This window comes from Minwuia thermotolerans (assembly GCF_002924445.1).
Taxonomy (GTDB): Bacteria; Pseudomonadota; Alphaproteobacteria; order Minwuiales; family Minwuiaceae; genus Minwuia; species Minwuia thermotolerans.
The window spans coordinates 82,455-103,091 of sequence record NZ_PIGG01000045.1 but is presented as its reverse complement, the minus strand read 5'-3'; the positions used below and the strand labels follow the sequence as shown (position 1 = coordinate 103,091).

General features: G+C 67.5%; 19 protein-coding genes. 13 read left to right on the top strand and 6 right to left on the bottom strand.

The annotated features are described in order from the left end of the window. Nucleotides 1-27: 27 nt before the first annotated feature. Genes fliM through CWC60_RS14690 form a run of 6 tightly spaced genes read left to right on the top strand, consistent with a single transcriptional unit; the run spans nt 28 to nt 6,487 of the window. Nucleotides 28-1,134 (top strand): flagellar motor switch protein FliM, encoded by a 1,107-nt coding sequence (fliM, locus tag CWC60_RS14715; protein WP_109794697.1) that lies wholly within the window; start codon nt 28-30, stop codon nt 1,132-1,134. Then, nucleotides 1,134-1,544: a DUF6468 domain-containing protein gene (locus CWC60_RS14710; RefSeq protein WP_109794696.1), complete on the top strand. Its 411-nt coding sequence runs from the start codon at nt 1,134-1,136 to the stop codon at nt 1,542-1,544. Before fliM ends, CWC60_RS14710 begins: the two co-directional genes overlap by 1 nt. Before the next feature lies 1 nt (nt 1,545). After that, nucleotides 1,546-2,241 carry a MotE family protein gene (locus tag CWC60_RS14705; protein WP_109794695.1) on the top strand — a complete coding sequence of 232 codons (696 nt, stop codon included), beginning with the start codon at nt 1,546-1,548 and terminating at the stop codon, nt 2,239-2,241. A gap of 51 nt (nt 2,242-2,292) precedes the next feature. Then, on the top strand, nt 2,293-2,919 hold the full coding sequence (locus CWC60_RS14700; RefSeq protein WP_109794694.1) for a hypothetical protein: 627 nt from the start codon (nt 2,293-2,295) through the stop codon (nt 2,917-2,919). A gap of 5 nt (nt 2,920-2,924) precedes the next feature. Further along, the gene (locus CWC60_RS14695) at nt 2,925-3,524 is read left to right on the top strand and encodes a flagellar motor protein MotB (protein ID WP_109794693.1); all 600 of its coding nucleotides are present in this window, start codon (nt 2,925-2,927) and stop codon (nt 3,522-3,524) included. Beyond that, nucleotides 3,521-6,487: a tetratricopeptide repeat protein gene (locus tag CWC60_RS14690; protein ID WP_109794692.1), complete on the top strand. Its 2,967-nt coding sequence runs from the start codon at nt 3,521-3,523 to the stop codon at nt 6,485-6,487. Before CWC60_RS14695 ends, CWC60_RS14690 begins: the two co-directional genes overlap by 4 nt. Nucleotides 6,488-6,559: 72 nt before the next feature. Here the strand turns inward: CWC60_RS14690 and CWC60_RS14685 are convergent, their stop codons facing one another. After that, the gene (locus CWC60_RS14685; protein WP_109794691.1) at nt 6,560-6,874 is read right to left on the bottom strand and encodes a hypothetical protein; all 315 of its coding nucleotides are present in this window, start codon (nt 6,872-6,874) and stop codon (nt 6,560-6,562) included. 316 nt (nt 6,875-7,190) lie between these two features. Here CWC60_RS14685 and scpA point away from each other — a divergent pair, with 316 nt between their 5' ends. Next, nucleotides 7,191-9,347 carry a methylmalonyl-CoA mutase gene (gene scpA / locus CWC60_RS14680; protein WP_241147936.1) on the top strand — a complete coding sequence of 719 codons (2,157 nt, stop codon included), beginning with the start codon at nt 7,191-7,193 and terminating at the stop codon, nt 9,345-9,347. Between the two features lie 199 nt (nt 9,348-9,546). On the opposite strand, the gene CWC60_RS14675 is transcribed toward scpA, so the two are convergent. From CWC60_RS14675 to CWC60_RS14655, 5 genes are all read right to left on the bottom strand, one after another. Next, the gene (locus CWC60_RS14675) at nt 9,547-11,064 is read right to left on the bottom strand and encodes a malonate--CoA ligase (protein WP_109794689.1); all 1,518 of its coding nucleotides are present in this window, start codon (nt 11,062-11,064) and stop codon (nt 9,547-9,549) included. 72 nt (nt 11,065-11,136) lie between these two features. Next, nucleotides 11,137-12,456: a Rieske 2Fe-2S domain-containing protein gene (locus CWC60_RS14670; protein ID WP_109794799.1), complete on the bottom strand. Its 1,320-nt coding sequence runs from the start codon at nt 12,454-12,456 to the stop codon at nt 11,137-11,139. Between the two features lie 34 nt (nt 12,457-12,490). Further along, complete coding sequence (locus tag CWC60_RS14665) at nt 12,491-13,420, bottom strand: 2-dehydropantoate 2-reductase (RefSeq protein WP_109794688.1); 930 nt, start codon at nt 13,418-13,420, stop codon at nt 12,491-12,493. Between the two features lie 69 nt (nt 13,421-13,489). Continuing rightward, nucleotides 13,490-15,175, bottom strand: a complete 1,686-nt coding sequence (locus CWC60_RS14660; RefSeq protein WP_109794687.1) for an HD domain-containing phosphohydrolase — start codon at nt 15,173-15,175, stop codon at nt 13,490-13,492. Between the two features lie 161 nt (nt 15,176-15,336). Beyond that, entirely contained in the window at nt 15,337-16,197 is an 861-nt protein-coding gene (locus CWC60_RS14655; protein ID WP_109794686.1) for a DnaJ-like cysteine-rich domain-containing protein, read from the bottom strand. A 159-nt stretch (nt 16,198-16,356) separates the two neighbouring features. Between CWC60_RS14655 and CWC60_RS14650 the strand changes: the two genes are divergently transcribed. From CWC60_RS14650 to CWC60_RS14625, 6 genes are all read left to right on the top strand, one after another. After that, nucleotides 16,357-17,751: a cytochrome ubiquinol oxidase subunit I gene (locus CWC60_RS14650; protein WP_109794685.1), complete on the top strand. Its 1,395-nt coding sequence runs from the start codon at nt 16,357-16,359 to the stop codon at nt 17,749-17,751. Beyond that, a complete protein-coding gene (cydB, locus tag CWC60_RS14645; RefSeq protein WP_109794684.1) occupies nt 17,744-18,745 on the top strand; it encodes a cytochrome d ubiquinol oxidase subunit II in 1,002 nt (333 codons plus the stop codon). The genes CWC60_RS14650 and cydB overlap by 8 nt, the downstream gene beginning before the upstream one ends. A 2-nt stretch (nt 18,746-18,747) precedes the next feature. Next, entirely contained in the window at nt 18,748-18,861 is a 114-nt protein-coding gene (locus tag CWC60_RS24400) for a DUF2474 family protein (RefSeq protein WP_420891160.1), read from the top strand. A 45-nt stretch (nt 18,862-18,906) separates the two neighbouring features. Then, a complete protein-coding gene (locus tag CWC60_RS14635) occupies nt 18,907-19,140 on the top strand; it encodes a hypothetical protein (protein ID WP_109796401.1) in 234 nt (77 codons plus the stop codon). An 84-nt stretch (nt 19,141-19,224) separates the two neighbouring features. Continuing rightward, entirely contained in the window at nt 19,225-19,719 is a 495-nt protein-coding gene (locus CWC60_RS14630) for a PAS domain-containing protein (RefSeq protein WP_109794681.1), read from the top strand. Between the two features lie 56 nt (nt 19,720-19,775). Beyond that, nucleotides 19,776-20,546 carry an enoyl-CoA hydratase/isomerase family protein gene (locus CWC60_RS14625; protein WP_109794680.1) on the top strand — a complete coding sequence of 257 codons (771 nt, stop codon included), beginning with the start codon at nt 19,776-19,778 and terminating at the stop codon, nt 20,544-20,546. Nucleotides 20,547-20,637 lie beyond the last annotated feature (91 nt).

Here is a 20,637-nt window from a genome sequence, read left to right as displayed (position 1 = left end):
TTCCACCGTCATCGGGAGTTGCGTCGAATGAGTGACACCGTCGACCAGGACAAGCTGGCTGAACAGTGGTCCGAGGCCAATGCGGCGGAAGCCGCGGCCAAGGACAACGAAGATGATATGGCCGCCGCCTGGGACAAGCTTACCGGCGACGGCGAGAGCGGCGGCGCCACCAACCGCATCCTGAACCAGGACGAGATCGACAGCCTGCTCGGCTTCGACGCGGGCGACGAGGACGACACAGACAAGTCCGGTATCAAGGCGATCATCAACTCGGCGCTGGTCAACTACGAGCGGCTGCCGATGCTGGAGGTCGTCTTCGACCGGCTGGTCCGGATGATGACGACGAGCCTGCGCAATTTCACCTCGGACAATGTCGAGGTGACGCTGGACAACATCACCTCGATCCGCTTCGGCGACTATCTGAACTCCATTCCACTGCCGGCGATCCTCTCCGTCTTCCGCGCCGTCGAGTGGGACAACTACGGTCTGATCACCGTCGATTCCTCGCTGATCTACTCGATCGTCGACGTGTTGCTGGGCGGGCGCCGCGGCACCGCGGCGATGCGCATCGAGGGCCGGCCCTACACCACCATCGAGCGCAATCTGGTCGAGCGCATGGTCGCCGTGGTCCTGGCCGACATGGCCGCCGCTTTCGAGCCGCTGTCACCGGTTTCCTTCAACTTCGACCGCGTCGAGACCAATCCGCGCTTCGCGACCATCGCCCGGCCCGCCAACGCGGCCATCGTCATCAAGCTGCGCATCGACATGGAAGACCGTGGCGGCCGGCTGGACGTGCTGCTGCCCTACGCCACGCTGGAGCCGATCCGCGAACTGCTGCTTCAGATGTTCATGGGCGAGAAGTTCGGCCGTGACAGTATCTGGGAGAACCATCTGGCGACCGAGCTCTGGCAGACCGACGTCGACCTCGTCGCCGTGCTGGACGAACAGACGATGCCGCTGAGCAAGTTCATGGCGATGCGGAAGGGGGACACCCTGCTGCTCAACGCTTCGCCGGAAAGCGCGATCCAGCTCCATTGCGGCGGCATTCCCATGGGCGTGGGCCGCATGGGCCGGCGCGGCCAGAACATCGCGGTCAAGATCGACCGCAGCCACCGCAAGTTCCGGGGGAACTGATGGACCTTGGCGTCGACGTGATCCTTGACGGGCTGCTGGCGGTGCTGCTGGCGGCAACGGTCATCTACTGCTTCGTCCTGAACCGGCGTCTGTCGCGTCTGCGCAACGCTCAGGGGGAAATGGCGGAGCTGGTCCGCTCCTTCCACCAGGCGACCGAGAATGCCCGCGCCAGCGTCGGCGAACTCAAGGTCGCGGCCAATGCGGTCGGCGCCGATCTGCAGAAGCGGATCGATGCTGGGCGCAGCATGCTCGACGAGCTGGAAGTCGTGGTCCACAGCGGCGGCAAGGTGGCCGAGCGCATCGAACAGGGCGTCGACCGGAGCAAGGCCGCCGCACCCGCCGAGACGCAGCGCCAGGAGCGCAGCCCTGCCGAGCACGATCTGCTGCAGGCACTGAGAAAGGTCCGCTGACGTGAAAGCACTCCGCATCAGGCTGCTGCCCGTTACCGTCATCGCCGCCACCATGGTGCTCGGCGTCCGCATTACCGACATCTTCCAGGAAGGCGAGGGCGCCCTTGTCACTCTCGCCCAGGCTCAGGCCCAGGCCGACGCCGGAAACGAAACTGCCGCCGAGGACGAGACCGCTGCCGCCAAGGAGCCGGTCGACCCCGAAGCCGCCGAGAAGACAGCGGAGGCCGAACCCGCCACGGCGCTGTCCGGCAGCCTGGCGGAAAGGGATCCGACCACGTTCTCGCCCTCCGAGATCGCGCTGCTGGAAAACCTCGCCCGCCGCCGCGACCAGATCGAGGGGCGCGCGGCCGATCTGGACGTCCGCGAAAACCTGCTGGCGGCCACGGAACAGCGCATCGACGAGAAGATCGCCACCCTGCAGCAGCTCGAGAAGCGCATCCAGGGTCTGGTGAAGAAGCACGACGAGGCCGAGGAGTATCGCTTCGCGCGGCTGGTCAAGGTCTACGAGAAGATGAAGGCCAAGGACGCGGCCCGCATCTTCGAGCAGATCGAGATGGACGTGCTGATCGAGGTCAGCGCCCGCATGAAGGAAACCAGCATCGCCGGCATCATGGCCGAGATGACCCCCGAACGGGCGCAGGAGCTGACGATCGAGCTGGCGACACGCGAGGATCTGGAAGAGCGCCTCAAGCGCTGAGGCGGTCTTCGCTTTACGCGGCCTTAACCATGGCGGCGCTAGGCTTGCGGCATGTACACCAGCACCACCGAAACAGAGCCGACGACGCCCGAGGCCGATGCGCCGGCGGGACCGGACCAGGCCAATGTGGTGCTGTTCCTGGCGCTTTACCTGATCCTTCTGGCCTTCTTCATCATGTTGAACTCGAACGCCGAGATTTCCGAGGCCCGCGCCCGTGCCGTGCTTGCCGGCATCACCATCGCGCCGGTCGAGCTGGCGCCCCGGCCCGATGGGCCGCTGACGCTGGTGGCCGACGCGTTGGAGGCGCAGCTGGTGGAACTGTTCGACGGGCACATGGATCGCGGTGAATGGCGGTTGCAGGCATCCGAGGGTCTCATCGCCGTCAGCATGCCGCAGCGCAAGGCCTTCGGCGCGGACAGCAGCATACTCAGGCCGACCCGGATCGCCATGGTGAACCGGCTCGCCGCGCTGCTGGGTGAAACTGGCGCGAATGAAAGGTTGGATCTCGTCCTGGTGATGGGCGACGCGGGCGACACGTCGCTGGCCCGCCGCCGAGCGGCGGCGCTGGGCGGCGATCTGATCCGCAACGGCGTCGATCCCGCACGTTTCGCCTTGCGCGTCCAACGCGATCCGTCCGCCTCGATCGAGTTCCTGCTGCAGCCGGCGCCGGAGGCGTGACAGGCATGCCCAGAACCTCCTGGCTGATCGCATTCTCCGACCTCGCCGCGGTGCTGGGCGCCTTCTTCGTCATGCTGCTGGCGATTTCGGAGTACGACGCGCCGAAGCTTGACCGCCTGGCGCTGGTACTCGGCAGCAATGACGGCCAGTGGCAGACCGTGGCGCCGGATCCGGGGCCGGCGGCGCTGGCCATGCGCCGCGCCCCGGTGGTGGCCGACGCCGAAAGCGATTACCTGGCGACTGTACTGGCGGAGCGTCTGGCGCGCGCCGGCTGGCCCTGGACGGTCGTGCGGCTGGCCTCGGGCGTGGCCCTGCAGCAGCCGATCGGCGGCGTCGCGCCCGCGGCGCCCGCCGACATGATCCAGTATCTCAGATCTGCCGGATATCCCCTTCGCGTGGCGGTAATTCTTCCAGCTTCACAGGGCCGCCGCGCCGGCGTTCTCGGCGTTTTCGATGACGGCCTCAGACAGGCCGGCAGTCTGGCGGCGCTGCTCCAACGCGGCGGCGTCGACACCGCCATTCCCGTCGAGACCCGCTTCAGCCCCGGCGAGACTCCGGCAGCGCTGCAGATCATTCTCGATGTCGCTTCGGAGAATCGCGGATGAAACATCTGCTGCTGTCGATCTCGGTTCTCGTGGTGCTGGCCGCCGGCCCGGCTGCGGCGCGCGAGAGCGTCAACATCCGCTTTGGCGACCATGCGGGCTACAGCCGCGCGGTCTTCGACTGGACCTCCCCCGTGGAGTACACGGTCAGCGAGGCGCAGGGCGAGGTCAGCGTCCGCTTCGAGCGGGCGGCGGACTTCGACATCTCGCAGTTCCGCGCCCGGGCGCCGCGTGCGATCGGTGCGGTGAAGGTCTCGGCCGACGGCCGGACCGTGCGGTTCGAGGCGCCGTCGGGCGACATCCTCAAGGCATTCCGGATCGGTCCCAAGGTCGTTGTCGACGTGGCCCTGGGCGCAGCGACAGCCAGGCCCGCACGACCCGCGCGCAAGACCGACTATGCCACGCAGCCGCTGGCCGACGCACTCGGCCGCGCCCGCGAGGCCGCGGAAATGCGCACGCCATCACCGAAGCCCGCACCCGCTTCGGCGCCCGAACCGAAGAAACCGGCCGCCCGCGCCGAGGCGCCGGCACCTGCGAAGGCCGCCGCCGAGCCGGCGCCCCGGCCCGTCTCCGACCCGTCGCAGACCGTCCGGGTCGAGCACGAGTTGCGTCCCGGCCGCACGATCTTCCGTTTCCGCTGGCCGGTCCGGACCAGCGCTGCGGCCCTGCACAGGGGTGAGCATGTCTGGCTGGTGTTCGGGGACGACATGACGCCCGATTTCGGCGGTCAGCCCACCACGGGTCTGGGGCCGGTCGACCGCATCGAGCCCGAACATTCCAGCGACGGCACCCTGTTCCGCATCGACGTGGCGGCGGGTTCGCCACTGGACATCACGGTCGATGGCAACGACTGGGTGGTGGACATCGGCGGCGGCCGCGGACGGGCGGAGAGCGCCGTCATCTTCGACGCCCAGGCCGAGAGCGCCCGCGGTCCCAGGATGTTCGCCGCCGTGGCCGACGCGGCCAGGCCGGTGATCGTCGACGACCCGCTGGTCGGCGACCGCATCGCCCTGATTCCGCTCCGGGAAGCGGCGCTTGGCGTCAGGCCGGAGCGGCGGCTGGTCAAGTTCGACCTGCCGGAGACGCCGCAGGGCGTCGCCGTGCGCTTCAAGTCACTGGACCTCGACGTGGCCGTGGACGAGTCCGGCCTTTCGATCGCGGGACCCCGGACGCTGCATCTGGCCGCTGAGGCAACGACCGCCGCGCATCTGACGGAAGGACCGCCGAAGCTCAATGGTGACGGTGCGCCGACGCCCTCTCGGCGCGTGCTCGACCTGACGACGTGGAAGGGCGAGGAAGACCCCGTGGCCATCCGCCAGGACCTGCTGCAGCGCATCTCGGTCGCCCAGCCGCTGGCCCGCAATGGCGAACGGCGCATTCTCGCCCGCTTCATGGTCGCCAACGGTCTGGCCAGCGAGGCGCTGGGCGTGATGGCCCGTATCGAGGACGACGACAAGCGCGCCGACATCGATCCCGGCTACCGGGCGCTGCGTGGCGTTGCGCGCCTGCTGGCCGGGCAGTATGCGGAGGCGGCGGCGGACCTGCGTCATCCGCAGCTCAAGGACGCTGGCGACGTGGCCCTGTTCCGCGGGCTGCTTGCCGCCAAGCGCCGGGAATTCCAGGAGGCGCGGCGCGAGTTCCGCTACGGTCTGACGGCGCTGGACGAACTTCCGGCCGACATGCAGCCGATGTTCCGCATCGCCCTGGCCGAAACGGCGCTGCACCTGCATGATCCGGCGCTGGCCGAGGAACAGGTCGCCAAGCTGCTGAAGCAGGCCGGCACGGAGGCGCGCCGCGAGGAGGCGCGCCTGCTGGCGGCGCGCATCAAGGCGCTGACCGGCGAGACCGAGGATGCCGCCGATCTGTTCGCGGAACTTTCGGAGAGCGTGCAGCGCTCCGTCCGTGCGCGGGCGCGCTTCGCCGAGACCGACCTGCTGCTGGACGACGAGCGGATCACCAGGAAAGACGCCATCGAGCGGCTGGAGCGGCTCCGCTTCGCCTGGCGCGGCGACGTCTTCGAATTCGATCTGATGCGGCGTCTGGGTGAGCTCTACATCGACGTGGGCGACTACCGCCTGGGCATGGTCACCATGCGCCGGACGGTGGAGCAGTTCCCGGACCTGCCCGAGGCGCAGAAACTGGCCGGCGGCATGAACGAGGTCTTCGCCAGCCTGTTCGAGGGTGTGCACGCCGAATCCATGTCCCCGGTGACAGCCATGGGACTCTATTACGATTTCCGCGAGCTGACCCCCGAGGGCGACCGGGGCGACCGGATGATCCGCCGTCTGGCCGACCGGCTGGCCGCGGTGGAACTGCTGGACGAAGCCGCAAAGCTGCTGGAGCACCAGGTACGCCACCGTTTGACCGGGGTCGAGAAATCCCGGGTCGCCACGCGCCTGGCGGTTCTCTATCTGCTGGACCGGAAGCCGAACGAGGCGATCTCCGCACTGCGCGCTTCGCGCAACCTCTCGCTGACCGACGATCAGGTGAAGGAGCGCCGCATGCTGGAAGCCCGTGGCCTGACCGATCTCGGCCACTACGAGCGCGCCCTCGCGCTGCTCAACGGCCTGGAAGGCGAGGACGTCAACGACGTCCGGACCGAGATACTGTGGCGCGCCCGGAAATGGCAACGCGCGGCAGTCTCGCTCAGCACCCGTTTGGTGGAGCTGCGCACCACCAACAAGGAACTGGACACCGAAGCGCGTCAGGACATCCTGCGTTTCGCCATCGCCAGCTCGCTGGCCGGCGACCGTCCGGCGCTGGAGCGGATCAGGGACGACTTCACCATCCGCATGCAGGACAAGCCGGAATGGCCGGCCTTCCAAGTGGTGACCTCGGTGGATCAGCGCGAGACTGCCGAATTCCGCAATCTCGCCGCCGAGATCGCCCAGGTCGGCCGCTTCGAGCAGTTCATGACCGCCTACCGCGAGAAGCTGCGGGACACGCCGCTCAGCGCCATCAACTAGGCTTCCTGCGGAAAAGCAAAAGGGGCCGCGCCTTCGGGCGCAGCCCCCTTCTTCGCCGGGCCTTGAATGGGGTCAGTTGCTCGCGACCTGCTCACGGCTCTCGAAGCAGTTGGAGCGGATCGCGTCGGCCTTGTCGGCGTCGCGCAGCGCCAGCCGGATTTCGGCACGGGCGGCCTTGCAGGCCTCGAGGTCGTCATAGGTGCCGAAGTGCACAATGGCCTGGCCACCCAGCTCGGCTTCCCAGTTGCGGACATTGTAGTTGATGCGCTGCTGGTCGTAGGCGGTCAGCGCCTCGTTGGGCACGACGATCTCGGTCACCTGGATCAGCGCGGATTCCTCGGCCGGAACGCCCACACCCATCGCAGCGGCAATCAGCAGATAGTACATGGTCGGGTCTCCTCTGTTTGAAGGCCGCGTCTTTCCGGTCGGCCCACCGCAGTCTCACGAGGAAAAAAGCAATGGCCGTGCCAGTTTGCCGGATGCCGGATTGTGACGACCGCCACGCTATCTGGCTGGAATCCCGACTCATTCTGCGAAAAGGCCGAATAAATCGGGTTCGAAATCGTGAACCGGGCCGCAGGGCCCACGCCGGACGTGGCAGTATTTGCCGGCCATCCCGGGCCGACATGCGCCCATCGCTTTGCGTCGCGCCGCGCGCGGCGTTATACACGGCGCACGTCAATTCTGTTTGGGGATGGAAGTCGTGAGCGGTTCGAAGAAGCGGACGGTCGAGGACTGGAAGGCAGCGGCCGAAAAGGAGCTGAAGGGCAAGACGCTGGACGATCTGGTCTGGCGCACGCCCGAGGGCATCGACGTCAAGCCGCTCTATACGGAGGAGGATGTCGACGGTCTGGAGCATCTCGGCAGCCTGCCCGGCTTCGCGCCCTATGTCCGCGGCGTCCGCGCGACCATGTACGCCAACCGCCCCTGGACCATCCGCCAGTACGCCGGCTATTCCACCGCCGAGGAATCCAACGCCTTCTACCGCCGCAACCTGGCCGGCGGGCAGCAGGGCCTTTCCGTCGCCTTCGACCTCGCCACCCACCGCGGCTATGACAGCGACCATCCGCGGGTGATGGGGGACGTCGGCAAGGCGGGCGTTGCCATCGATTCCGTCGAGGACATGAAGGTTCTCTTCGACCAGATCCCGCTGGATCAGGTGTCGGTGTCGATGACCATGAACGGCGCCGTGCTGCCGACCATGGCCGGCTACATCGTGGCGGCGGAAGAGCAGGGCGTCACGCCCGACAAGCTCTCCGGGACCATCCAGAACGACATCCTGAAGGAGTTCATGGTCCGCAACACCTATATCTATCCGCCCGAACCCTCGATGCGGATCGTTGCCGACATCATCGACTACACCGCGAACCACATGCCGCGGTTCAACTCGATCTCGATCTCCGGCTACCACATGCAGGAAGCGGGCGCGACGCAGGTGCAGGAGCTGGCCTTCACCCTGGCCGACGGCCTGGAATATGTCCGCACCGCGGTCAACCGCGGCCTGGACATCGACCGCTTCGCGCCGCGGCTGAGCTTCTTCTTCTGCATCGGCATGAACTTCTTCATGGAAGTGGCCAAGCTGCGCGCCGCGCGCCTGCTCTGGCACCGCATCGTCAGCCAGTTCGATCCCAAGGATCCGCGCTCGACCATGCTGCGGACCCATTGCCAGACGTCGGGCGTCAGCCTGACCGAGCAGGATCCCTACAACAACGTCATGCGCACCACGATCGAGGCCATGGCGGCGGTACTCGGCGGTACGCAGAGCCTGCATACCAACGCCCTGGACGAGGCCATCGCCCTGCCGACGGACTTCTCGGCCCGCATCGCGCGCAATACCCAGCTGATCCTGCAGGAGGAGACAGGCATTCCGCAGGTCGTCGACCCGCTGGGCGGCTCCTATTACGTCGAGGCGCTGACGGCGAAGCTGGCCGAGGACGCCTGGGCGTTGATCCAGGAGGTCGAGGAACTGGGCGGCATGACCAAGGCCGTCGAGGAGGGCATGCCCAAGCTGCGCATCGAGGAATCGGCGACCCGCCGCCAGGCGCGGATCGACCGCGGCGAGGAGGTCATTGTCGGCGTCAACAAGTACAAGCCGACGCAGGACAACTCGCCGGACGTGCTCGACATCGACACCACGAAGGTGCGCGAGTCACAGATCGCCGGGCTGAAGCGGATCCGCGAGAGCCGCGACGAGGCGGCCTGCCGCAAGGCGCTGGCGGCGCTGACGGAGGGCGCGAGGGGCGACGGCAACCTGCTGGCGCTCTGCGTCGACGCGGCCCGCGCCCGCGCCACCGTCGGCGAGATGTCCGACGCCATGGAAGAGGTCTTCGGTCGTCACCGCGCCCAGATCCGCTCCGTCTCCGGCGTCTACGCCGCGGCCTACGAGGGCGACGAGGGCTTTGCGAAAATCGGCAAGGACATCGAGGCCTTCGCCGAGGCGGAAGGGCGCCGTCCGCGCATGCTGGTGGTCAAGATGGGCCAGGACGGCCACGACCGCGGCGCCAAGGTCATCGCCACAGCCTTTGCCGATATCGGCTTCGATGTCGACGTGGGGCCGCTGTTCCAGACGCCCGAGGAGGTCGCCCGCGACGCCGTGGAGAACGACGTCCACGTGATCGGCGTCTCCTCGCTGGCGGCCGGGCACAAGGCGCTGGTGCCGGCCCTGATGCAGGCGCTGAAGGATCAGGACGCCGAAGACATCCTGGTGATCTGCGGCGGCGTCATCCCTTCGGGCGACTACGAGATGCTGCGCAAGGAAGGCGTCGCCGGCATCTACGGTCCCGGGACGCACATCCCGGCTGCCGCGGCCGAGATTCTCGAGATGATCGCCAAGGCGCGCCGGCCCGCGGCAGCGGAGTAGGAGCTGTATCCCCGGGATTGCGTCTCCGGCCTGACCGCGATTGATCTGGGTCCTGGGGTCGAGCCCCAGGACGCCACGGTGTTTGCGGCGCTTGCGGAGCCTTCCGGTACATCGCCAGCTTTGTGGTCCCATGATTGGCGCCCTTGGGCTTGACCCAAGGGCCCAGGACCGGTCCGTGGGGGCCGGACGCCCTGGCTTCCTACTGCTTTTCGTAAATGTCCTTGTAGCGGTCCCGCAGGACGTTCTTCTGCGCCTTGCCCATGGTGTTGCGGGGCAGTTCGTCGACGAAGAAGATGCGCTTCGGCTGTTTGAAGGCGGCGAGGTCCTCGCGGATCGCTGCGGCGATATCGTCCTCCGAGATATCCTTCGAACCATCCTTCACGACCACCGCGGTGACGCCCTCGCCGAAATCGGGATGGGGCACGCCGATCACGGCCGATTCCGCCACGCCCTCCAGATCGTCGATCTTCTCCTCGATTTCCTTCGGATAGACGTTGAAGCCGCCGGAGATCACCAGATCCTTGCCGCGCCCGACGATGGTGACATAGCCGTCGGCGTCCACCTTGCCCAGGTCGCCGGTGATGAAGAAGCCGTCCTCGCGGAATTCCTCAGCGGTCTTCTCGGGCATGCGCCAGTAGCCGGAGAAGACGTTGGGACCCTTCACCTCGATGACGCCGATCTCGCCGGCGCCCAGGATCCTGCCGCTCTCCGGGTCGGCGACGCGCAGCTCCACGCCCGGCAGGGGAAAGCCCACAGTGCCGGCGCGCCGCTCGCCGTCATAGGGGTTGGAGGTGTTCATGTTGGTTTCGGTCATGCCGTAGCGTTCCAGGATGGCGTGGCCGGTGCGCTCGCGGAAGCGGTCATGGGTTTCGGCCAGCAGCGGGGCGGAGCCGGAGATGAACAGCCGCATGTGGCCGGCGAGATCCTTCGTGAAGGCTTCGGCGGCGAGCAGGCGGGTGTAGAAGGTCGGCACGCCCATCATGGCCGTCGCGCGGGGCATCTCGCGCAGCACCGTCTCGGCGTCGAACTTCGGGAAGAAGATCATCGTCGCGCCGGCCAGCAGGCAGGTGTTGATGGCCACGAACAGGCCGTGGGAGTGGTAGATGGGCAGGGCGTGGAGCAGCACGTCGGCGTCCGTGAATCGCCAGTAGTCCTTCAGCACCTGCGCGTTCGACAGCAGGTTCCCGTGGCTCAGCATCGCGCCCTTGGAGCGCCCGGTGGTGCCGGAGGTATAGAGGATCGCCGCCAGATCGTCGGCGCCCCGTTCGACGGTCGCGAAGTCCGGCGCCGAGGCTTCCACCGTCTCCCACAGGCTGCCCCGGCCATCCGCGCCAAGCGTTTCCAGCCGTGCGCCGTGCGCGGCGGCGGATACCGCCAGCGCATCGCGCTTCGCCGGATCGCAGACGAAGACTTTCGGCTCCGCATTGCCGATGAAATAGTCGATCTCGGAGGGGGTGTAGCCGGTGTTCAGCGGCAGGAAGATCGCGCCGGCGCGGACGGCGCCGAGATAGAGCGCGACCGCCTGCGGCGACTTCTCCGCCTGCAACGCCACCCGGTCGCCGGGCTGGACGCCCATACCGACCAGCGCACCGGCCACCTGGCCGGCGAGCCGATGCAGGCCGTCGAACCCGATGGACCCGGCCCCGGGTACGTCGATGAAGGTCCTGGCCTCCCCGGCGCGGACGCCCAGCAGATGATCGTAGAGATGATTGGTCAAGGCGCTCCGCTCCCCGTGTCGAACCGTATCCCGCTGTCTCCTACAGGGCGGGGCGGGGGTCAAGCGCGGCCGCTACTCCGCCGCCTGGCGCCCGGGCAGCAGGTCCGTGGCATGGGCGGTCGGATGGCCGAAACGCCGCTCCAGCACCTCCCCGAAGGACACATCCTCTGGCTCGACCGCGCCGCCGGAATGGCAGGCATAGACCTCGGGCCTTTGCGCCTGGGGCGGCTCAATGCCCTGCTGCAGATCCCGGGCGAGGCCCAGCACCAGCTTTCGGAACTGCACGATACCGGCGTCCGACGGCGTCAGGGTCTCCCGCGCGCGGTCGGCGATGCGGCCCTGGCTATCCTGGATCGCCGCGTCCTGCTCCGACAGGCCCGTGATGCCCATGAACAGCCTGGTTCGCTGCAGTTCTCGGTCGAGCATGTACTCGTTGGCGCGGTTGCGGTGAGGCACGTAGTTTTCGTCGACCATGGCATGGACGCTGCGCCCGCTGTCGTAGCGTTCCAGCTCCTCGTCGCTGATCGGGCGGTCCGGGCACCAGGTGACGGTGAAGATCCAGCAGTTCTCGTCATCGACCGGCATCCAGCTCTGCGCCGCGTAGGGCTCGCCGGGGAAGGTGCCCGGGGCCAGCGAATGGTTGGGGACCAGGTACTGGCTGATCCGCCAGTAGAGCTCGCCCGGATCGGCGCGGCGGGCGCCGCCCATGACCAGGCCGCCGTCATGGCCGATCACCTCGAAGGTTGGGGCGCCGTCCTCGTGTATCCACTGCTGGCGCTTGTCGAGATAGACCGGCTTGCCCGTGCCTTCCTCCGACAGGACGCGGTGGACGTAGCTGAAATGCGCGGTGTCGATCGCGCCTTCCAGCGATTGCGCCCAGTTGCACTCCTGCAGCTTCTTGGAGATATAGCGGTTCTCGGGCGGCACCAGCGCCCATTCGACCATGGGCAGTTCCGGTTCCATGCCCTCCGGGCCGAACCAGGCCCAGATCTGGCCGCCCCATTCGCGCACCGGGTAGGACCGGATGCGGGCGGTCTTCATGATGTTGTCGCGGGCGCGGCCCGGCTGCATGTTGGGGACATCGACGCAGCGGCCGTCGGCGTCGAACTTCCAGCCGTGATAGACGCAGCGAAGGCCGCATTCCTCGTTGCGGCCGAAATAGAGGTCGGCGCCGCGGTGGGCGCAGCGCGGTTCGACCAGTCCCACGCGGCCGTCGCTCTGGCGGAACAGCAGCAGGTCCTCGCCCATCAGCTTCATGCGCTTGGGCGGCTGGTCCGGCGCCGCGACTTCCTCGGCCAGGGCGACGGGCTGCCAGAAGCGGCGGAACAACTCGCCCATTGGGGTGCCGGGTCCGGTCCGGGTCAGCAGCTCGTTCTCTTCGGGTGTCAGCATGGCGGTCATCCTCCCCGGTCAATGGTAGCAGAAATCACGCCCGCGATGAGTCCCCGGCGGCGAAGGGGACGAGCGCGGCCAGCACGCGGGCGCTCATCGGCGTGGCGACGCCTGCTTCCCTGCCGAGCCGGACAATGGCGCCGAGCCCGGCGTCGAGCTCCAGCGGGCGGCCGTTCTCCAGGTCGCGGTGGGTCGAGGAGGTGGCTTCCGCGGGCATGGCGTCGAGCCGCGCCAACAGGTCGGCCTCGACCGACCGGGGCAGGGCGATGCCGCGGGCCCGGGCCACCGCGGCAGCCTCGGCGACAAGGGCCGCGTACATTTCCCGCATTTCGGCCGAGGAACGCACGGCGCCGAAGGGGGAGCGGGCGAAGCTGGTCACGCCGCTGGTGCCGCACCAGAGCACAAGCTTGGTCCAGAGCGCCGCCATGATGTCCTTCTCGATCCGGGCATCGATCCCGGCGCCGCGGCAGGCATCGCGGAAGGCGAGGAGGCGCGGGTTCTCGCGGCCGTCCGCTTCGCCGAACACCAGCCCCGCCGCGTCGCCCTTGTGCTCGATGACGCCAGGCGCGGCGATGGCCGCGGGCACGTAGGTGAGGCCGGGGACCACATGAGCGGGACCGAGGATCGCGCCCAGCCGTTCGGGCGCCTCGACGCCGTTGAGCACGGAGATCACGGCCGTCTCCGGGCCGAGCAGGGGCCGGCAGCGCGGCGCGGCTTCTTCCAGATGGTAGGTCTTGACGCAGAACAGCACCACGTCGACCGGTCCGATGACGCCCGGATCGTCGGTGGCGCGGACGGGACTGACAGCGCGGTCGCCCAGTGCGCTCCGCACAGTAAGGCCGTTCGCCTGCATGGCGCGCAGATGGTCGCCGCGGGCGACGAAGCTGACCTCCTCGCCGGCGGCGGCGAGCCAGCCCCCGAAGAAGCCGCCCAGCCCGCCGGCGCCCATGACGCATATCTTCATGCGCGATACCTCCCCGGATGCGGACCATGCCGGCAGCCGGCCGGGTGCGCAATGTCGGCGGCGCAGACCTCAGCTGGTCTCCTTCAAGTCCTTCTGCCAGCGATAGCCATCGTCGCGCACCAGGGCCAGGGCGGCGTCGACGACCGCCGGATCGTAACGCGCGCCGCGGCCGTCCTCGATCTCCTTCAGGGCGACTTCGATCCCGAGACCCGGCCGGTAGGGGCGATGGGAGGTGATGGCGTCCAGCACGTCGGCCACCGAGAGCACACGCGATTCCTCCAGGATGGCGTCCGCCGTCAGGCCGTTGGGATAGCCGCTGCCATCGAGGCGTTCGTGATGCTGCAGGATCATCGCATGAATGGGCCAGGGGAACTCGGTTGACGCAAGAATGTCGTAGCCGTTCAGGGGGTGCGCCTTGATGATCGTGAACTCGCTGTCGGTGAGCTTGCCGGGGCGGTTCAGGATCTCGGCAGGGACCGAAATCTTGCCGATATCGTGGATCAGGGCGCCGAGACGAAGCCCCTCGATCCGGAACTCGTCCCAGCTGAGCTTGCGCGCGATCTCCACCGACAGGGCGGCGACATTGGCCTGGTGGCCGCTGGTATAGGGGTCGCGCTTCTCGACGGTTGCGGCGACCGCAGTCACCGCGCCCAGCGCGGCGTTCTCCAGTTGCTTGCCGAGCTTGCGGGACTGTTCCTCCGCGGCGATCTGGTCGCTGATATCGACGATACTGACGGGAACGTGACGCGCGGCTTCCGGACTTGCCGGCAAGGGGACGGAGATCAGGCCGGCTTTCTCCTCGCCATCCAGGGTGCGGAACGTCGTCTGTTCCAGGAATTCGGGCTCGCCGTTCCAGATCGCGCAGAGCAGATTGGCGAAGGTCCGGTCTGCGCCGTCGCCGAACAGGGTCGAGATGTCGCCCCGGAGGTCGGCCGGCGAGCCTGCGCCGAACATGCGGACGGCTGCCGGATTGACGTCAACGACCCGAATGGTGCGGGCGAGGCGCGCGATCAGAGCGGGTTCGTCCACAAGACGCTGGCGCAGGTTCTCAACGCCCTCGGCCCTCAGCTTCCCGAGCTGCCGCAGTGTGGCGGAGACGTCCTCCTCGAACAGCGCAACGGTGCTGGACTCGAACAGCTCCGTGAAGCGGTCCCGGCTTTCGCGCACGATCCGGTCGACCTGGCGCATCTTCTCGATTTCACGCAGCAGAAGGCCTGTTATGACCGTGGCGGGAGTCAGGATCGCCACATAGGGCCAGACGACGTCGACATAGCCGGTGGCGCCAAAGTCGAAAGGCAGGGCGAGGAACCATGCGGCGGCGCCCAGGTGGACCAGCAGGCCGATTGCCACCAGCCGCCAGAACTTGACGTCGGTCTCGTGGCCCCCGACGGCTTTCCGGGCAAGAAGGCCGATGCCTGTGGCTGTCGCGATAACGCAAACGCCGACAAGGGCTCCGCCGCCGCCGAGCCAGAGACGGAATGCTGCGGCCATGGCCGCGGAGAGAACCGCCACCAGGGGACCGCCGAAAAGCGCGCCCATGGAAAGAACCACGGTCCGCCCATCGAAAATCACGCCCGGCGCCGTCTCGGTGGCCATGAGCATGGCTGAGATCGCGGCGATTCCGAAAAGAAATCCCGAATAGACGCTCCGCCGGCGCTTGTGACTCTTTTCCTTTTCGACGATGAATCGCTGCAGGAAACAAAGCGCCAATAGAAGACTGGCATTCTGGGCAAGATCGAGGAAAAGTATTTGCACACCTCACACGAAAAGCGTCCGGAGCGCGAACAGGTTTGTTGAACTGGATGTTCTTCTATAAAAAGATGGCGCGCAACAGGAATTGTTGTGTGGTGCATTCCTGGCATGTCCCCAGGAATGATGACACGAAGTGTGCGGGGGGCTACGCGCAGTGACCTTGGCTACATGTGGATGTCGACAGGCACGACGACGGTCCCCACCGGCGCCCTGCGCAGGATGTCGCGTGCAATGTCCTTGATGGCGGCTTCGGCGTCATCCTCTTCGGGGAGGCCCCAGAGCATGCCGCCTTCACCGCCGTGCCAGACGCCGTCGAGGTCAACGATCGCCCAGGGGCCGCCGATGTCCTCGGCGTCCATGATCCGTATCGCGTCTTTCGGCGACAGGATCAGGTCCTCGTCCCGGGCCTCGCCGCTCTCCGTCACTTCGGTGACGGTGCCGGTGGCCTTGCAGCGCGGACAGGGGGCGCCGTCCGACGGGTCGGGCTTCCTTCCGAACAGGCTCGAGAGGAAGCCCGTCTTCTCGACCAGCCGGCCGCTGCCTTCGCACAGGCTGCAGGTGACCTCGCGCTCCGTGCGTTTCACGACCTCAGGGGGTGCAAACTCGGACGACCAGCGCCCGCCAATTTCGTACCAGTCGTATTTCGGGAATGGCTGGACGGTCGAGACAGCGACGATCATGCCGTTCTCCACCCGATAGCTCTCGCCGTGATACTCCCGGGTCCGGTTGGCGAGCTCGGCAAGCCGCTCGAGCGGCGTCTCTGCGGTCATGTCATTCGGGATACCGGCTTCCTGCAGGCGGGCGTCCAGTTCGAGGCGGCATTGGCGCGGCGTCATGCGCCAGTTCGCCGACATGTAGCCATCATCATCCGGCGGCGCGGGTTCGGACAGCCGATAGGCCTCCGTATCGTCGCTCATGCCCATGTCCGCGTAAGGCATCAGGCGGTCGATGACGACTGAATCGGGATGCTTTCCGGTTGCTCCCGGATCCTCCGGCAACAGGACGTAGACCAGTGCGTGCCCCATGCGACTTTCCCTCATGTCGATTGCATGATCTCATGAAACACATCCTATGAGAGCGAGAACGGGAGGGCAACATGTGGCCTGCGACAGCAGGGCGCCTGTGAACTCCGCGCTTCGGGTGTGAAATAGAAGACAGCCTCTCAGGCAGGAACGGAACGCCCCATGGACCAGTCCCTCGCCGTCGACCTCGCCCGGGCGCAGTTCGCCTTCACGGTCGCGTTCCACATCGTCTTCCCGGCAATCACCATCGGCCTGGCCTCCTATCTTGCGGTACTCGAGGCGCTCTGGCTGTGGACGGGCCGGGATATCTACCTCCGGGTATTCCGTTTCTGGCTGAAGATCTTCGCCCTCAGCTTCGGCATGGGCGTCGTCTCCGGCATCGTCATGTCTTACCAGTTCGGCACCAACTGGAGCGTCTTCTCCGACCGGACGGGACCGATCCTCGGCCCGCTGATGGGCTACGAGGTGCTGTCGGCGTTCTTCCTCGAGGCCGGCTTCCTCGGCATCATGCTGTTCGGCATGAAGCGGGTGGGGAAGCGCCTGCACTTCACGGCCACGCTGATGGTCGCCTTCGGCACCTTCTTCTCGGCATTCTGGATCCTGTCGGTGAACAGCTGGATGCAGACGCCCGCCGGCTACGCCATCAATGCTGCGGGCCAGTTCGTACCCGACGACTGGTGGGACATCGTCTTCAACCCGTCCTTTCCCTACCGCCTCGTGCACATGGTGCTGGCGGCCTACCTCACCACCGCCTTCATCGTCGGCGCGGTCGGCGCCTTCCACCTGTTGCGCGACCGGGCGAACGAGGCGGCGCGGGTCATGTTCTCCATGGCCATGTGGATGGCGGCCCTGGTGGCGCCGGCGCAGATCCTCGCCGGCGATCTGCACGGCCTGAACACGCTGGAGCACCAGCCGGCCAAGGTCGCGGCAATGGAAGGGCATTTCGAGACGCAGCGCGGCGCGCCGCTGATCCTGTTCGGCTGGCCCGACATGGCGGCGGAGGAAACACGCTACGCGATCGAGATACCGAAGCTTGGCAGTCTGATCCTGACCCATGAATGGGAAGGCGAGGTTCAGGGGCTGAAGGCCTTCCCGCCCGGGGACCGGCCGAATGCGACGATCGTGTTCTGGAGTTTCCGGATCATGGTGGCGCTGGGCGCGGCCATGGCGCTGCTCGGGTTCTGGAGCCTCTGGCTGCGCTGGCGCCGAAGACTGTTCGACAGCGGCTGGCTGCTCCGTGCCGGCGTCGTCATGGGCCCGTCGGGCATCGTCGCGGTGCTGGCCGGCTGGGTGACGACCGAGGTCGGGCGTCAGCCCTGGACGGTCTACGGCCTGCTGCGGACCTCCCAGTCGGCCTCGGAGATCGACGCCGGGACGGTGGGGACCTCGCTGGCGGTCTTCGTCGTCACCTATTTCGCCGTCTTCGGCGCGGGCGCGGTCTACATCCTGCGGCTGATGGCGGCGACGCCGGGCACGCCGGAGGCGGAGGAGGCCGAACCCGGTCCCACCCGTGCGGCGCCCAGCGAAAGCGCGATGAAGGAGGGCCGCCATGCCTGAACTCGCCTATGTATGGGCATGTCTGATCGCCCTGTCCGTCCTGCTCTATGTCGCCCTGGACGGTTTCGACCTGGGCATCGGCATCCTGTTCCCGATGCTGAAGGACGACGCACGCCGGGACGTCGCGATGAACTCCGTCGCGCCGGTCTGGGACGGTAACGAAACCTGGCTGGTCCTCGGCGGGGGCGGGCTGTTCGCGGTCTTCCCGCTGGCCTACGCCGTGATCATGCCGGCGCTCTACATCCCCGTCATCGTGATGCTGGTGGCGCTGATCTTCCGCGGGGTCGCGTTCGAGTTCCGCTGGAAGAGCGAACGCCGCCGCTGGCTCTGGGACGCCTCCTTCTTCGGCGGTTCGCTCGTCGCGGCGCTGGCGCAGGGTGTGACCCTGGGGGCGCTGGTGCAGGGGATCGCGGTGGAGAACCGGGCCTATGCCGGCGGGCCCTTCGACTGGCTGACGCCCTTCAGCCTGTTTACCGGCGCGGCGCTGATCGCCGGATATGCCCTGCTCGGCGCCACCTGGCTGATCATGAAGACCGAGGGCGGGCTGCGCCGCCAGGCGACGGATTTCGCTTGGGCCGCCGGCGTGACCACCTATGTCCTGGTCGGCGCGGTCAGCCTCTGGACGCCGTTCCTCGATCCGCTCTATTTCCAGCGCTGGTTCAGCACGCCCGTGATCTGGTTCGCCTGGCCGGTGCCGCTGCTGGTCGCGGCGACGGCCGCGATCATGGTGCGTGGCCTGTTGCGCGGCGGCGACCGGGCGCCGTTCCTCGCCGCCCAGGGTCTGTTCGCGCTCTGCTTCGTCGGCCTCGGCATCAGCTTCTGGCCGATGATGATCCCGCCGGAGATCACCATCGTGGAGGCGGCGGCGCCGCGGAGCACCCTGATCTTCATGCTGGTCGGCGCCGGTATCCTGTTGCCCATCATTCTGGCCTACACCGTGCACGCCTATTGGGTGTTCCGCGGCAAGGTGCGGGAGGGAGAGGGTTACCATTGAGCGTGCCGGCGATTCCTGAAAGAGTCCGCCGGATCCTTTGGTTCGTGGCGATCTGGGCGTGCGGCGTTGCCGCACTGGGGCTTGCGAGCTTGCTCCTGAAGCTGATTCTTGCCTAGATCGTGACCGCTGCCTGTCGACTGAGCACTTTCGAGGAGAACGCCGTGCGCCACCTGTCCGTCCTTTCCGCCGCTGTCCTGTCCACCCTTGCCGCCACGGGCGCTTCGGCCCATCCGGGCCATGGCGAGCCGGTCACCGGCATCGTCGGACTGGTCGCGCACTGGGTCTCCGACCGGACCCATCTGGCCATCGTGCTCGCCGCCGCGGGACTGGGCGCCGTCCTCGCTGTTGCGCTCCATTGGCGCGAGCGCGTGCGGGTGCGCAACCGCCACCGCTGAGGCCGAGAGTCGGGTCGGCGCGTTGAAGCGCCGGCGGCCGAAACCCATCTCCCGGTGACCCCGTTCGCGTATCGGAGCGGCAGCATGGCCCGGAACAGAGAAGACCAGACCGCGTATGAAAGTCTGGAACTGACGGAAACGCCCGCCGCGGCGTCGCGTTCCCACCTGCTCGAATCGATCGAGGACTACTGGCGCGACCGCCGGGACGGCGGCCGGTTGCCGGATCACGGCGACTTTTCCCCGGAGAAGCTGCTGCCCTGGGTCGGCCATGCCAGCCTGATCGACGTGGGCGAGGGGGGCCGCGCGTTCCGCTGGCGTCTGCAGGGCTCGCGCTTTGCCGAGGTCACCGGGCGCGACGACGACGGGCGCTGGTTCCGGGAAGTCTATGACGGCCAGGTCCTGAAGGGCTTCGAGCGGATCTGCCGCGCGGCCGCCGAGCATCGCGAGCCCGCGGGGTTCCGCGGCGAACTGCGCGTGGTGGGCGGAACGGCGGTGGCGTTCCTGGCTCTCGTGCTGCCGCTTGCGGAGCAGACCGACGAGGTCGACCGCCTCGTCCTCGCCGTCGATTTCCTGTCCTAGACGGGCTGTCGCCGCCCGCACTAGGATCGCGCGGCAAACCGGAGGGGGAGGGCGTCATGACCAGCGAATTCATCACCGTGGAGACCGTCGGCAGGGTCGCCACCGTCACCTTCGACCGGCCGGACGCGCTCAACGCCCTGACTGCCGAGATGCTGCGCCAGACGGGCAACGCGCTGGAAGGGTTTGCGCGCTCGGACGATATCGGTGTGGTGGTTCTCACCGGCGCGGGCCGCGCCTTCACCGCCGGCGTCGATCTCAAGGCGCTGCAGGCGACCGGCCGCGACCTGACCGCCGGCGACGTGGGCGAGGAACTGAATGCGGCGGCGCGCCGCGTGCAGCGCCTGATGGAACACATGCCCCAGGCGGTGATCGCCAAGGTCAACGGTTTCTGCTTCACCGGCGGCGTTGAATTGATGCTCGCCGCCGACATCGCGATCGCCGCCGAAGAGGCGAAGTTCGGCGACACGCATGCGAAGATCGGCCTGCGTCCAACCTGGGGCATGACCCAGCGGCTGGCGCGACGTGTCGGCATGCAGCGCGCCAAAGAGCTCTCCTTCACTGCACGCACGATCACCGGCGTCGAGGCGGCACAATACGGCCTAATCATGGAGGCGGTGCCATTGGCGGAGCTCGACACCCATGTGGCGAAGCTGGCCGCCGCGATCGCCGAGAACAGCGCCGGCTCCATCGCGGCCTACAAGGATCTCTACCGGAAGTCCGAGAATGCGGGTCTCGACGAGGGCCTCCGATATGAGGCCGAAGCGGCGTACGAGATCGCCGACGTCGGCGAGCGCATGGGCGCGATCCTGGCGCGGCTGAAGGGCTGAGCGGTCGTTCTCCGGCCGTTACGAAAGTTTACACGCCGGGTCTTGGCCACGTGCGGGCCAGGGGGCCATAGTCGAGCGGGTCACAACAGCG

Coding starts and splice junctions, on each gene's coding strand:
- fliM (WP_109794697.1), top strand. CDS start 28: ATGAGTGACACCGTCGACCAGGACAAGCTGGCTGAACAGTGGTCCGAG.
- CWC60_RS14710 (WP_109794696.1), top strand. CDS start 1,134: ATGGACCTTGGCGTCGACGTGATCCTTGACGGGCTGCTGGCGGTGCTG.
- CWC60_RS14700 (WP_109794694.1), top strand. CDS start 2,293: ATGTACACCAGCACCACCGAAACAGAGCCGACGACGCCCGAGGCCGAT.
- CWC60_RS14695 (WP_109794693.1), top strand. CDS start 2,925: ATGCCCAGAACCTCCTGGCTGATCGCATTCTCCGACCTCGCCGCGGTG.
- CWC60_RS14690 (WP_109794692.1), top strand. CDS start 3,521: ATGAAACATCTGCTGCTGTCGATCTCGGTTCTCGTGGTGCTGGCCGCC.
- CWC60_RS14685 (WP_109794691.1), bottom strand. CDS start 6,874: ATGTACTATCTGCTGATTGCCGCTGCGATGGGTGTGGGCGTTCCGGCC.
- CWC60_RS14670 (WP_109794799.1), bottom strand. CDS start 12,456: ATGCTGACACCCGAAGAGAACGAGCTGCTGACCCGGACCGGACCCGGC.
- CWC60_RS14665 (WP_109794688.1), bottom strand. CDS start 13,420: ATGAAGATATGCGTCATGGGCGCCGGCGGGCTGGGCGGCTTCTTCGGG.
- CWC60_RS14655 (WP_109794686.1), bottom strand. CDS start 16,197: ATGGGGCACGCACTGGTCTACGTCCTGTTGCCGGAGGATCCGGGAGCA.
- CWC60_RS14650 (WP_109794685.1), top strand. CDS start 16,357: ATGGACCAGTCCCTCGCCGTCGACCTCGCCCGGGCGCAGTTCGCCTTC.
- cydB (WP_109794684.1), top strand. CDS start 17,744: ATGCCTGAACTCGCCTATGTATGGGCATGTCTGATCGCCCTGTCCGTC.
- CWC60_RS14630 (WP_109794681.1), top strand. CDS start 19,225: ATGGCCCGGAACAGAGAAGACCAGACCGCGTATGAAAGTCTGGAACTG.
- CWC60_RS14625 (WP_109794680.1), top strand. CDS start 19,776: ATGACCAGCGAATTCATCACCGTGGAGACCGTCGGCAGGGTCGCCACC.